This is a genomic window from Roseicyclus marinus (assembly GCF_030163795.1).
In the GTDB taxonomy this organism is placed as follows: domain Bacteria; phylum Pseudomonadota; class Alphaproteobacteria; order Rhodobacterales; family Rhodobacteraceae; genus Roseicyclus; species Roseicyclus marinus.
This window is the reverse complement of sequence record NZ_JASJOF010000016.1, coordinates 35,684-47,926: the sequence shown is the minus strand read 5'-3', so window position 1 is coordinate 47,926 and position 12,243 is coordinate 35,684. Positions and strand designations below refer to the sequence as shown.

Annotated in this window: 10 protein-coding genes, 2 tRNA genes and 1 pseudogene; 5 read left to right on the top strand and 8 right to left on the bottom strand. The window is 66.6% G+C overall.

Going from position 1 to position 12,243, the window contains the following annotated elements; genetic code table 11:
* Both QQK63_RS16865 and QQK63_RS16860 read left to right on the top strand, forming a co-directional pair.
* Positions 1–657, top strand: a pseudogene (locus tag QQK63_RS16865) (hypothetical protein); the annotation flags it as partial.
* A 103-nt stretch (positions 658–760) separates the two neighbouring features.
* A complete protein-coding gene (locus QQK63_RS16860; RefSeq protein ID WP_277824943.1) occupies positions 761–2,350 on the top strand; it encodes an FMN-binding glutamate synthase family protein in 1,590 nt (529 codons plus the stop codon).
* An 18-nt stretch (positions 2,351–2,368) separates the two neighbouring features.
* Here QQK63_RS16860 and QQK63_RS16855 read toward each other — a convergent pair whose 3' ends face one another.
* The 5 genes from QQK63_RS16855 to QQK63_RS16835 are packed head-to-tail and all read right to left on the bottom strand — an operon-like array spanning position 2,369 to position 6,650.
* Positions 2,369–2,758 carry a carboxymuconolactone decarboxylase family protein gene (locus tag QQK63_RS16855; RefSeq protein WP_277824945.1) on the bottom strand — a complete coding sequence of 130 codons (390 nt, stop codon included), beginning with the start codon at positions 2,756–2,758 and terminating at the stop codon, positions 2,369–2,371.
* Between the two features lie 20 nt (positions 2,759–2,778).
* The gene (locus QQK63_RS16850) at positions 2,779–3,681 is read right to left on the bottom strand and encodes a LysR substrate-binding domain-containing protein (RefSeq protein ID WP_277824947.1); all 903 of its coding nucleotides are present in this window, start codon (positions 3,679–3,681) and stop codon (positions 2,779–2,781) included.
* 9 nt (positions 3,682–3,690) lie between these two features.
* On the bottom strand, positions 3,691–5,208 hold the full coding sequence (locus tag QQK63_RS16845; RefSeq protein ID WP_277824949.1) for a tripartite tricarboxylate transporter permease: 1,518 nt from the start codon (positions 5,206–5,208) through the stop codon (positions 3,691–3,693).
* Positions 5,209–5,235: 27 nt separating this feature from the next.
* Positions 5,236–5,676 (bottom strand): tripartite tricarboxylate transporter TctB family protein, encoded by a 441-nt coding sequence (locus QQK63_RS16840; RefSeq protein ID WP_277824951.1) that lies wholly within the window; start codon positions 5,674–5,676, stop codon positions 5,236–5,238.
* Entirely contained in the window at positions 5,676–6,650 is a 975-nt protein-coding gene (locus tag QQK63_RS16835) for a Bug family tripartite tricarboxylate transporter substrate binding protein (protein WP_277824953.1), read from the bottom strand. The genes QQK63_RS16840 and QQK63_RS16835 overlap by 1 nt, the downstream gene beginning before the upstream one ends.
* 399 nt (positions 6,651–7,049) lie before the next feature.
* Here QQK63_RS16835 and QQK63_RS16830 point away from each other — a divergent pair, with 399 nt between their 5' ends.
* On the top strand, positions 7,050–8,012 hold the full coding sequence (locus tag QQK63_RS16830) for a hydroxymethylglutaryl-CoA lyase (protein ID WP_277824955.1): 963 nt from the start codon (positions 7,050–7,052) through the stop codon (positions 8,010–8,012).
* A complete protein-coding gene (locus QQK63_RS16825) occupies positions 8,009–9,196 on the top strand; it encodes a CaiB/BaiF CoA transferase family protein (RefSeq protein WP_277824957.1) in 1,188 nt (395 codons plus the stop codon). The genes QQK63_RS16830 and QQK63_RS16825 overlap by 4 nt, the downstream gene beginning before the upstream one ends.
* A gap of 4 nt (positions 9,197–9,200) precedes the next feature.
* Here the strand turns inward: QQK63_RS16825 and QQK63_RS16820 are convergent.
* Positions 9,201–9,277 (bottom strand) — tRNA-Arg (locus QQK63_RS16820).
* A 158-nt stretch (positions 9,278–9,435) separates the two neighbouring features.
* Here QQK63_RS16820 and QQK63_RS16815 point away from each other — a divergent pair.
* Entirely contained in the window at positions 9,436–10,416 is a 981-nt protein-coding gene (locus QQK63_RS16815) for a LacI family DNA-binding transcriptional regulator (protein WP_277824959.1), read from the top strand.
* 186 nt (positions 10,417–10,602) lie between these two features.
* Here the strand turns inward: QQK63_RS16815 and QQK63_RS16810 are convergent, their stop codons facing one another.
* Entirely contained in the window at positions 10,603–12,018 is a 1,416-nt protein-coding gene (locus tag QQK63_RS16810) for an L-serine ammonia-lyase (protein ID WP_277825929.1), read from the bottom strand.
* Between the two features lie 100 nt (positions 12,019–12,118).
* Positions 12,119–12,194: transfer RNA gene (locus QQK63_RS16805), tRNA-Lys, on the bottom strand.
* Between the last annotated feature and the right edge of the window lie 49 nt (positions 12,195–12,243).

The window sequence follows — 12,243 nt, the reverse complement described above, 5'->3', positions numbered from 1 at the left end:
GCCCCCGCCGCCCCCGTTGCCGAGACCGCGCCGCCCCGTCCCGCCGAACGCGCGCCCGAGCCCCGGGCAGAGCGTCCGGCAGAGCGTCCCGCCACACCCGATCGCCCGCGCGACACCAAACCCCCCGCGCGCCGCGACGCCAAACCGCCGTATAAGGGCGATGCCAAACCGCCCTACAAGGGCGAGGGTAAGCCGCCCTACAAGGGCGAGAGCAAGCCGCCCTACAAGGGCGAGGGCAAACCCCGCACCGGCACCGGCGCCAAGGATGCGCGCGGCAAACCCGCGTGGCAGGGCAAGGATGGCGGGCGCAAGCCCGACCGCACGGGGCCGACCGACGGCCCGCGCAAACCGCGCCCGACGGACGGGAAAAAGGAGTGGGTCAAGCCAAAGCATGACCATTCCAAACCCGCAGCCGCGGCCCCGACTGGCCCGCGCCCCGGTGCCTCGGACACCTCCCAGCGGATGGAACGCCCCGGCGGCAAACCGCAAGGCGCCCGCCCCGGTGGCAAGCCCGGGACTTCGGCCCCCGGTGGCAAGCCCCGCGCCGCCGGACCCGGTGGCAAACGGCCCGGACCGGGCGGCGGCAAGCCGTTCGGAGCGGGTGGCGGCAAACCCCCGCGCAAGGGCGGCGGCACGCCCCCGAACCGCAAGGGCTGACACCCGACCTCTGCGCGGCCTCTAAACAACCACCGCCAGCGGCCGTTGGCCTTCAACGGATCGCTGGCCGCATCGCCACATCCATGTCTGGAGGTTGGTGATCATGCGTTTTCTTCCACTGGTCTTGTGCCTGTGCCTGATCCCCGCGGGGCTGGCGCTCTCGACCCTGCAACCACTTTGGGGTTCGCTCGTCACGGCCCTCGCGCTCACGGCCTCGGCCTTCGGCCTGCACGACCTGCTGCAACCCCGCCGCGCGGTCCTCAAGAATTACCCGATCTCGGCCCGCCTGCGCTTCGTCTTCGAACATTTCCGCCCCGAGATCCGGCAGTATTTCCTCGAAAGCGATCACGAGGAAACGCCGTTTTCCCGCGAACAGCGCGCGCTGGTCTATCGCCGCGCCAAGGGGATCGAGGGGCTGCGCCCCTTCGGCACTTTGCGCAACGTGAACGAGATCGGGCATGAATGGATCAACCATTCCATGCGCCCCACCCATCTGGACAGCGGCGATTTCCGCATCACCATCGGCGGCCCCGATTGCACGCGGCCCTATGCGTCCTCGGTCCTGAACATCTCGGGTATGTCCTACGGCGCACTCTCGCCCAATGCGATCGAGGCGCTGAACAAGGGCGCGCATCTTGGCAGCTTTGCCCACACCACCGGCGAAGGCGGCGTATCGCGCTTTCACCGCCTCCACGGCGGCGATCTGATCTGGCAGATCGGCAGCGGCTATTTCGGCTGCCGCACGCAAGATGGGCGGTTCTGCCCCGATGCCTTCGCGGCCACCGCCGCCCAAGATCAGGTCAGGATGATCGAGATCAAGCTGTCCCAAGGGGCCAAGCCCGGCCATGGCGGCATCCTGCCCGGCGCCAAGGTGACCGAAGCCATCGCCGAGGCACGCGGCGTCCCCGTCGGCCAGGATTGCGTCAGCCCTGCCGCCCATGCCGAGTTTTCCACCCCGCTCGAGCTTTGCGCCTTCATCGCCCGCCTGCGTGCGCTCTCCGATGGCAAACCCATCGGCATCAAGCTCTGCGTCGGCCACCCGTGGGAGGTGTTCGCCCTGATCAAGGCGATGCGCGAAACCGGCGTCACGCCTGATTTCATCACCATCGACGGGGCCGAAGGCGGCACCGGGGCCGCGCCCGTCGAATTCGCGGACCATCGCGGCGCACCGCTGCGCGAAGGGCTGATGCTCGTGCACAACGCCCTTGTCGGCACCGGCCTGCGCAACCGGGTCAAACTGATCGTCTCGGGCAAGATCATCAGCGCCTTCGACATGTGCCGCCTCTTCGCGCTCGGGGCGGATGGCTGCAACATCGCGCGCGGCTTCATGTTCGCCATCGGCTGCATCCAGGCGCAGGTCTGCCATTCCGGCAAATGCCCCACCGGCGTCGCCTCGCAAGATCCCGGCCGCTACCGGGCGCTGGTCGTGGCCGACAAGTTCCAGCGCGTCGCCAATTACCACCGCAACACCCTGACAGCCCTCAAGGAAGCCGTGGAATCGGCGGGCCTCCTGTCGCCCGCCGACCTGTCGCCGCATCACCTGATGATCCGCGTCTCCAGCCGCGAGGTGCGCTCGGCGGCCAGCCAATACGACTGGCTCGCCCCCCGGGCCTTGGTGGATGGCGCGGCAACCCATCCCGCCTTCGCCAAATATTGGGAGAAGGCCGATCCGGCGCGCTTCGGCATGGTCTGAGCGGGTGGGGCGCGGGCCTCAGATCAGCCCGCGCTCCTCCAAAACCTTGCGGGCGACGCGGAAACATTCATGCGCCTGCGGCACGCCGCAATAAATCGCCACCGCGTGACAGGCCGCGCGGATCTCCTCGACCGTGCAGCCATTGTTCAGCGCACCCCGGCAATGCAATTCCCATTCATGCATCTTGCCCAAGGCCCCCAGCATCGACAGGTTCATCAGGCTGCGCGTCTTGGCGTCGATCGCATCGTCGCCCCAGCCAAACCCCCAGCACCAGGCCGTCATCGCCTCTTGGAACCCGCGCGTCAGGTCGTCCGCGCCATCCAGGCTTTTCTGGACATACTCGGCCCCCAGCGTCGCCTTGCGCCGTTCCAGCCCCTTTTCGAACAGATCCTCGTCGAACGTCCCCATCGCTTTTCCTTTCCTCTCCGTCATTCTGCCTGACCGCGCAACGTCGCGATCAGGGCCGCAGTCTGCGGGCTGACCGCCGCCAGATCACGCACCGCCAATAGCAGATCACGCGTGGCCCAAGGCTCGTCCAGCGGCACCATCGCAAGCCGCGCGGCATCCAGATAGGGCTCGACCGCGCCAAAGGGCAGGATCGCGATGCCCAGCCGCGCCTGTACCATCCGGCGCACCCCGTCGAAACTCTGCACCGCGACCTGTGTCCGGATGCGCGCGCCCGCTTCCTCGGCCCGGCGTTCGATCCACGCCTGAATCGAACTTCCGGCCTGCAACGCCACGAAAGGCTCGCCCACCACATCCTCCAGCCGCAGCACCCGCCGCGCCGCCAGCGGGTGATCGGCGGGCATCACCACCACCAACGTGTCGCGCCGATAGGGCAGGATCGACAGGCCCACCGCCTCCGTCAGCCCCGAGAATATGCCCAGATCGGCCCGCCCCCCGCGCACCGCCTCGATCACCTCAAGGCTGGTCATCTCGGCCAGATGCACGGTCAGATCAGGATGCGCCGTGACGAATTCGGCCAGGTCCTCGGGCAGGAATTGCGAGATGGACGAGGAATTGGCCGCAACCCGGATCGCGCCGCGCCGCCCGGTGGCATGGGCGCCCATCTCGGCCTCCATCCGGTCGATGGCGGCGCGCAGACCCTCGGCATGGCGGAGCAGATCGCGCCCCGCCGATGTCGGCTCCACGCCGCGCCGATGCCGGTTCAACAGCGGCACGCCCACCAGCGCCTCCAGATCCGCGATCCGCTTGCTGACCGCCGAGGGCACCAGCCCATGCAGGCTGGCCGCCTGTGCGATGCTGCCGCCCGTGGCCACGCTGCGGAATAGGTCCAGCGACACGAGGTCGTATCGCGCGCCCCCCGCCACGCCGCCGCCTCAGCCCTCTGTCAGGCGCTCGGCCTTGCTCTGCTTGTGGTCGCGCACCGCCAGCCAGACCGACAGCGCAAGGAACCCGATGGTCAGGACATAAAGCGAGATCGAGATCGGGCTGGCGATCAGGATGCTCCAATCCCCGTCCGAGATCGACATCGCCCGGCGCAGGTTCCGTTCCATGTCGCCGCCCAGCAAAAGCCCCAGAACCAGCGGCACAAGGCTGATGTCCAGCTTGCGCATGATGTAGCCAAGCACCCCGAAGAAGACCATCAGCTCAAGGTCGAAGATCGAATTCGAAATCCCGTAGACCCCGACAAAGGTGATCGCGGCCACCACCGGCATCAACGCCCATGTCGGCGTCATCATCAACCGGGTGAAGATGCCGATCATCGGCAGGTTCAGAACCAAAAGCGCGATATTGGCCAGATACAGCGACGCGACCAGACCCCAGACGAGGTCCGGCTGACGCTCGAACAACAACGGCCCCGGCTGCACGTTCAGCGAAATGAGCATCGCCAGCAGCACCGCCGTGGTCCCCGACCCCGGCACGCCCAGGGACAGCATCGGGATCAGCGCACCGCCCGCAGCGGCGTTGTTCCCCGCTTCCGGGGCGGCCACGCCTCGCGGATCGCCCTTGCCGAACGTGCCCTTGCCGTTCGATTTCTGCTTTTCGAAGACATAGGCCATGAACGAGCCCAGCGAGGCCCCTGCCCCCGGCAACACGCCCGCGACAAACCCCACGCCCGACCCGCGCAGCATCGCCCAGCGCGTCGGCCAGATCGCCGACCATTGCGGCATCCAGCGGTCGACCTTGATCGCCTTGGGCCGATCCTTGGCGCTTTTCTCCAAAAGCAGCAGGATTTCGGAAATGGCGAACAGGCCCACCAACGCGATGATCGGCTGGATGCCGTCATAGAGGTGGAAATTGTCCATCGTGTAGCGCGGCACGCCCGAGATCGGGTCGATGCCCACGGTCGCCAGCATCAGGCCGATGGCTGCCGACAGCAGCGTCTTGCGCGGATCGACACCCGCGATGCCGCCGATGGTGGCAAAGGCAAGGATATAGAGCGCAAAGTAATCCGCCGGTCCGAAATGGATCGCCGCGCGCGCCAGAACCGGCGCGAACAACGACAGGCCGATCACCGCGATGGTGGCCCCCACAAAGGACGCGACGCCCGAGATTGCCAGCGCATTGGCCGCCTGCCCCTGCACCGCCATCGGATAGCCGTCGAGCGTGGTCATGATCGCCGGTTCGTCGCCCGGAATGTTGAGCAGGATCGAACTGATCCGCCCGCCGTACATGCAGCCGAAATAGACCGCACAGAGCAGGATCAGCGACGAGGTCGGATCGAACCCGAAGGCGAATGTCAGCGGGATCAGCACCGCCACCCCGTTCACCGGCCCAAGGCCGGGCAGCGCGCCCAGCAGCGTGCCCACGAAACATCCCATCAGCAACAGGCCGATGTTGAGCGGCGTCAGCGCGACCAGAAAGCCGTTGCCGATCAGCGAGAGCACTTCCATGAACGGTCTCCCCACGCCTGTCCGGGCTCAGCCGAACAGCGTCCCCAGAAAATCAAGCGGCAATCCCAGAACTTGGTCGAACAGGGCCCATAGCCCCGGACCAAAGACCGCGCCCAGCGCGATGGCCCGCCACGGCGCGCCGCCCATGACGATCCCCACCACCGCGATCAGGATCGCGGTCGCGATGGGAAAGCCCAGCTCTTCCATCACCATCGTGTAGCCGACGAAGGCCGCCAGCGCGACGGCCTGCCGCCACAACCTGTCCTTGCCCGGCCATTCCACCTCGCCGGTCGGAAAGATCACGAGCGAGGCCGACAGGATCATCATCGGAATGCCCACGATCAGCGGAAAGACCGACGGCCCCAGCACGTCGCCAAAGGTGATCTGATAGGTTTGCGATTGCAGGGTATAAAGTGCCGCGATCGCAAAGACCGCGGCACCAAAGAGCCTGACGCTCAGTCCAGACATTACTGGATCACGCCGATTTCGCGGGAGATGGTTTCCATCACCTGCGCCTGTTCGCGGACAAAGGCCTCGAACTCGGCACCGCCGCGCCAGATCGGGATCAGGCCGGCCGACGTGGCCGCTTCCTGCCAGTTGGTGGAGTTGTAGAGCGTCTCAAGCCGCTCGACCCAGCCGTCGTAGGCCGCGTCCGAGATCTGGCCGCCCGCATAAAGCCCGCGCCAGTTGTAGCCGGTCACATCCACGCCCTGCGACGCCGCGGTCGGGATATCCGGGAAGGCCGGGATCGGTTCATCCGACAGTGCTGCCAGAACGCGGATATCGCCCGATTCCACGAAGCCCGCGATCTCGCCCATGTCGGTCGACACCACGTCGATCTGGCCGCCCATCATCTGCGTGACCGCATCGGTGCCGCCGTCGAACTGCACCCAGCGGATCGCGCTCAGATCCTCGGTCCCGGTGGCATCGGCCACCATCAAGAGGCGGATATGGTCCCAGCCGCCCGCACCCGACGACCCGCCCGTCACGAGCGATCCCGGATCGGCCGCGATGGCGGCGGTCAGTTCTTCCAGCGACTGGATCGGGCTGTCGTTGTCCACCGCGATCACGCCCACGTCGGCACCCAGCATCGCAAGGTAGCGCATGGTTTCCAGCGGCGCGGGGTAACGGCCCTGCGCCATCTGCGTCACACCCACGGTGGAGGTCGCGACGATCAGGTCCTCGTCCGCCGGGCGCTCTGCGGCAACCATGGCGAATGCCACGGCACCCACGCCACCGGCCATGTTGGTGACCTGCACGTTGCCCTCGACAAGACCCAGCTCGCCCAGCACCCGGCCGATGGTGCGGCAGGTGAAATCCCAGCCGCCGCCGGGGTTGGACGGCGCGATGCATTCGGTCGCCGATGCGGGCGCTGCCGTTACGGTCAGTGCGGCGGCCAGCACGGCCCCCAATTTCACGGAACTCAATGTACGTACGGTCATAAGGTCCTCTCCTCCCTTGTGCCAAACCGAGGGCAGGGGAGTGCATCCGGCATGAGTTTGCAAGTGGGCATGACCGGCCCTCACACCTGCCATCACCAAATTTCATGTCTGAGAGAGATGAAAAGATGGCTGGCCGCAGCGCAGCATAAGTCGCAAGTCAGGTGATTTTTCCAAATTTTATCAATGCTTTGGAAAAGACCCTCCCATAGCTCCCTCCACCCGCTCCCCCTGCGGATGTGCCGCAGCTGCAGCATAACAAAACACAATCGCACCTTGGCAGGCCACGCGCCCCGCCCTTGCCGTGCCCGCGCGCCGCAGGCCAATATGCGCCCGCAACCCCATCTCCGCGCCCCGCCGCGTGCCCCGTTTCCGCGCCCTGCCGCGCACCAAGGAAAACCCATGACCCACGCCGCCACCCACCCCGTCCCCGACGGTGCCCATATCACCATCTGCGAGGTCGGCCCCCGCGACGGGTTCCAGATCGAATCCACCTTCATCCCGACCGACAGGAAAATCGCGATCGTCAACGCGCTCTTCGCCGCCGGGCTGCGCGCGATGCAGGTCACCTCCTTCGTCAGCCCCCGCGCCGTGCCGCAGCTCGCCGATGCCGAAGCCGTGCTCGCCGGCATCGACCGGCCAAAGGGGGCGCTGATCACCGCCCTCATCCCCAATCTCAAGGGGGCCGAGCGTGCCGCCGCCTGCGGGGTCGATGCGGTCCATACCGTCGTCTCCGCCTCCGAGACCCACAACCGCAAGAATGTGAACCGCCCCATCGACGCCTCGCTCAAGGATTTCGAGGCGGTCTGCGCCCTGATGCTGCAAAAGGGGATCATGATCGAGGGCGGCATCGCCACCGCCTTCGGCTGCCCGTTCGAGGGCGTGGTGCCCCCCGAACAGGTGGCCCGCATCGCCAAACGCTATCAGGATCTCGGCGCAACCGCCGTGGGTCTGGGCGACACGACCGGCATGGCCACGCCCGCAACCGTCCGCGCCGCCGTTCAGGCGATCCGGGCCGAGGCACCGGGGCTGGGCATCGGCCTGCATTTCCACAACACGCGCGGTGTCGGACTGGCCTGCGTCATGGCGGGGCTGGCCGAAGGGATCACCCATTACGACGCCTCGGTCGGCGGCTTGGGCGGCTGCCCCTTCGCCGCCGGGGCCACCGGCAATATCTGCACCGAAGATCTGGTCTATCTCCTGAACGAAAGCGGCTATGACACCGGCGTCGACCTCGACGCGATGATCGCCGCCGCGAAACTCGCCCAGGACATCATCGGCCGCGACCTGCCCGGGCAGGTGATCAAATCCGGGCCCCGCCTGCGCCGCTACGATCCCGGCCTGACCGCCACGGCCGCCGGATGAGCCAGCTTCCCCTTTCGGGCGTGCGGGTGATCGACCTCACCCGCATCCTGTCCGGCCCGTTCTGCGCCATGATCCTCGGCGATCTTGGCGCCGATGTCGTCAAGATCGAGGCGCCGGGCGGCGACCATGTGCGCGGTCAGGGCGAAAAGGTCGACGGCTTCTCGTGGTATTTCGCCAGCTTCAACCGCAACAAACGCTCGGTCGTGCTCGACCTGCGCAAGCCCGAGGGGCTAGCCGTCCTCGAACGCCTGTTGGCCGATGCCGACATCCTGACCGAGAATTTCCGCCCCGGCGTCCTGTCCGAAATGGGCTTCACGCCCGAACGGCTGGCCGAAATCAATCCCCGCCTGATCGTGGCCAGCGTGAATGGCTATGGCTCGACCGGCCCCTATGCCGACCGCCCGGCCTTCGATTTCATCACGCAGGCCATGTCGGGCTACATGACGACGAACGGGCGGCCCGACACCGGCCCGCTGCGCACCGGCCCGCCGCTCACCGACCTGATCGCGGGGCTTTACGCGGCCCTTGGCGCTGTAGCGGCGCTTGCTGGCCGCGACCGGGGCGGGCCTTCGCAACGGGTCGAGGCCTCCATGATGATGTCGATGCTGTCGATGATGGCCTATCTCTCGGCCAATGCGCTGGTCACGGGCCGCGATGCCGCGCCCACCGGCAACGACCATCCCATCGCCTCGCCCTATGGTCTCTTCCGCGCGCAGGACGGCGACATCGCCATCGCGCCCTCGACGCTGCCGATCGTCAAACGCCTTCTGGCCGAGATCGGCCTGCCCGATCTTCTGTCCGATCCCCGCTTCGCCACCAACGAGGCCCGCGTGCAAAACCGCGCGGCCCTGAACGCGCTGATCGACGAGGCCCTTGCCCATGACACGCAGGAAAACTGGATCGCCCGCCTCAATGGTGCGGGCGTGCCCTGTGGCCGGGTCCAGACCCTGACCGAGGCGCTGGCCGATCCGCAGGTCGCCGCGCAGGAGATGGTTCTGTCCGTGCCCCATCCGGGCCATGGCACCGTGAAAATGGTGGGCTTTCCGGTGAAATTCTCGGAAACCCCGCTTCAGGTGCGCCACCCCGCCCCCGATCTCGGCGCCCATACCGATGCCGTTCTGGCCGAGGCGGGTTATGATGCGGGCAGCATTGCCAGCTTGCGCGAAAAGGGCGTCATCGGCTGAAATCTGGTGACCCCGACAGGATTCGAACCTGTAACCTGTCCCTTAGGAGGGGACTGCTCTATCCAGTTGAGCCACGGGGCCACGCGCCTCGGTTTTCGGCCATTCGCGCCCGTCGGGCAAGGCGCAATTCGCGGGCGGCTTGCGGTACGGCGCGGGGCGACCTAACAGTAGTCTGACGGCGATGGCCTCAAAGGACCGGATTTTTGCGCGGACGCAACCCTTTCGACGGAAAGCCCCAGATGACGCTCCGCGACGTGGCCGAGGCTGCGGGGGTGTCGGAAATGACGGTCAGCCGGGTCTTGCGCAGCCGGGGCGATGTCTCGGCCCAGACGCGCGAACGGGTCTTCGCCGCCGCCCGGAAACTTGGCTACGTCCCCAACAAGATCGCGGGCGCGCTGGCCTCGAACCGCGTGAACCTCGTGGGCGTGGTGATCCCGTCCCTCTCGAACATGGTCTTTCCCGACGTTCTGGCAGGCATCGGCGAGGTGCTGGACGAAACGCCGCTCCAACCCGTGATCGGCACCTCGAAATACGACGACGATCTCGAGGAAAAGGTCATCTATGAAATGCTCAGCTGGCGGCCCTCCGGGCTGATCGTGGCGGGGCTCGAACATTCGGACGCCGCGCGCGCCATGATGGCCAATGCCGGCATTCCCGTGGTCGAGGTGATGGATGTCGACGGCGACCCGGTCGCGGCTTGCGTCGGCATCAGCCATCTCGAGGCCGGTCGCCAGATGGCCCGCGAAATCGCCGCGCGCGGCTATCGCAAGATCGGCTATTGCGGCTCCTCCTCGATCAAGGATCATCGCGCGCAGAAACGGCGGCAGGGCTTCGAACAGGGACTGGCCGAGGCGGGATTGTCGCTCACCGATGCCTGTCTTTATGCGGGCACCTCCGGCTTCGGCACCGGGCGCGGCATGACGGCCGAGATATTGGGCCGCACACCCGACCTCGATTTCCTCTACTACAACAGCGACATCAACGCGGCAGGCGGGCTGCTCTATTGCCTCGAAAAGGGCATGGATATTCCCGGCCAGATCGGGCTTGCGGGCTTCAACTCCTTCGAGGTGCTGGACGGCTTGCCGATGCGCATCGCCACGATGGACAGCCAGCGCCACGAGATCGGCCGCCGCGCGGCAGAACTGATCGCGGCCAATGCGCTGACCGACGAAATGGTGACGCTCGCACCCGTCTTCCTCCCCGGCGACACGGTCCGGTAGGGTGGGCAATCTGCCCACCAAAACGCACCTCTCTAACGACTCCCTAACCGTTCAAGGCCACGGCAATCTTCCGTCAACATCCGCCCCCGGATCTTAACGAAGCATCAAGGTTTCGAACAAACCATTAACCCCCGTGTAGGGTGCGCCTTCAGGCGCACCGCACGGCCCACAGAAGCCACCGAACCCTCAACATTCCGGCAGGTTCACCGCCAGCCCGCCGAGGCTCGTTTCCTTGTACTTCGTCGACATGTCGAGGCCCGTCTGGCGCATCGCCTCGATGCAATTATCGAGCGGCATGAAATGCGTTCCATCGCCACGCAGAGCCAGCGACGCCGCCGAAACCGCCTTGATCGCGCCCAGCCCGTTGCGCTCGATACAGGGCACCTGCACCAAACCGCCGACCGGGTCGCAGGTCATGCCAAGGTGATGCTCCAGCGCGATTTCCGCCGCGTTTTCAACCTGTTCATTGGTCCCGCCCAAGGCCGCACATAACCCCGCCGCCGCCATGGCGCTGGCCGATCCGACCTCGCCCTGACACCCCACCTCGGCCCCCGAGATGCTGGCATTGTGCTTGATCAACCCACCGATGGCCGAGGCCGCCATCAGGAACCGCCGCCGCCCCTCCTCGGTCGCGCCGATGCAATGATCGCGGTAATAGCGCAGCACCGCAGGCACCACACCCGCCGCGCCATTGGTGGGCGAGGTCACGACACGCCCCCCCGCCGCGTTTTCCTCGTTCACGGCCATCGCATAGACCGAAAGCCAGTCATTCACCGTATGCGGCTGGGCCAGGTTCGAACCGCGCTCGGCCAGCAATTGCTGGTGGATCGCGCGCGCGCGGCGCTTGACGCGCAGACCGCCGGGCAATTCGCCCTCCATCCTCAGGCCCCGGTCGATGCAATCGTCCATCGCCTGCCACACGGCATCGAGCCGCTCTTGCACCTCGCGCGCCGGGTGGCGGGCGGTCTCGTTCGCCCATTTCATCTCGGCGATGGTCTTGCCCGACGCGCGCCCCATCGCCAGCATTTCCGCAGCAGACCCAAAGGGATAGGGATAGCCCGCCGCCGCCTTTTCCTCGTGCAGCGCCACCGCCCCACCCGGCGCAGCCCCCGCCAATTCCCGCGCGGTCAGGACAAATCCGCCGCCGACGGAATAATAGGTTTCTTCCATATAGAGGTTCCCCGCCCCGTCGAAGGCGCGCAGCACCATGCCATTGGCATGACCGGGCAGGGGAGGGCCGTAGTCGAAGAGCAGATCGCGCTCGGGGTCGAAGCGCAGCGGCGGCAGGCCCGGCGGCGTGACGAGACCCGTCCGGCGCACCTCGGCCTCCAACGCTTCGGCTCGGTCGGGATCGAGTGTCGCAGGCGCGTGACCCGACAGCCCAAGGATCACGGCGCGATCGGTCGCGTGCCCCTTGCCGGTAAAGGCAAGCGAGCCGTGCAGCGTGCAGCCCAACCCCGCCAATTCGCCGGCACCGGGCTCTTTCTCACGGCCAGACAGCAGGTCGGACAGGAATCGCCCAGCCGCCGTCATCGGTCCCATCGTGTGGGACGAGGACGGGCCAACGCCGATCTTGAAGATGTCGAAAACGCTCAGGAACATGGCCCCTTGATAGGCCATCGCGCCAGAAACCCCATAGGGAAAACGACAGGCAACATCCCGTTGGCGACGGGATTCAAAGGCTGATTTCAAGGGAGGAAAATGGTGAGCCCGACAGGATTCGAACCTGTGACCAATTGATTAAAAGTCAACTGCTCTACCAACTGAGCTACGGGCCCACTCAGGGCCGCGTCTCTACGGCGGGGGTTTGGCGGCGTCAAGCCAAAA

What these genes read in the sequence shown, in the direction of transcription:
- QQK63_RS16830 (WP_277824955.1), top strand. Translation starts at nt 7,050, where the DNA reads ATGACCCACGCCGCCACCCACCCCGTCCCCGACGGTGCCCATATCACC.
- QQK63_RS16845 (WP_277824949.1), bottom strand. Translation starts at nt 5,208, where the DNA reads ATGGAAGTGCTCTCGCTGATCGGCAACGGCTTTCTGGTCGCGCTGACG.
- QQK63_RS16835 (WP_277824953.1), bottom strand. Translation starts at nt 6,650, where the DNA reads ATGACCGTACGTACATTGAGTTCCGTGAAATTGGGGGCCGTGCTGGCC.
- QQK63_RS16810 (WP_277825929.1), bottom strand. Translation starts at nt 12,018, where the DNA reads ATGTTCCTGAGCGTTTTCGACATCTTCAAGATCGGCGTTGGCCCGTCC.
- QQK63_RS16825 (WP_277824957.1), top strand. Translation starts at nt 8,009, where the DNA reads ATGAGCCAGCTTCCCCTTTCGGGCGTGCGGGTGATCGACCTCACCCGC.
- QQK63_RS16855 (WP_277824945.1), bottom strand. Translation starts at nt 2,758, where the DNA reads ATGGGGACGTTCGACGAGGATCTGTTCGAAAAGGGGCTGGAACGGCGC.
- QQK63_RS16840 (WP_277824951.1), bottom strand. Translation starts at nt 5,676, where the DNA reads ATGTCTGGACTGAGCGTCAGGCTCTTTGGTGCCGCGGTCTTTGCGATC.
- QQK63_RS16815 (WP_277824959.1), top strand. Translation starts at nt 9,436, where the DNA reads ATGACGCTCCGCGACGTGGCCGAGGCTGCGGGGGTGTCGGAAATGACG.
- QQK63_RS16860 (WP_277824943.1), top strand. Translation starts at nt 761, where the DNA reads ATGCGTTTTCTTCCACTGGTCTTGTGCCTGTGCCTGATCCCCGCGGGG.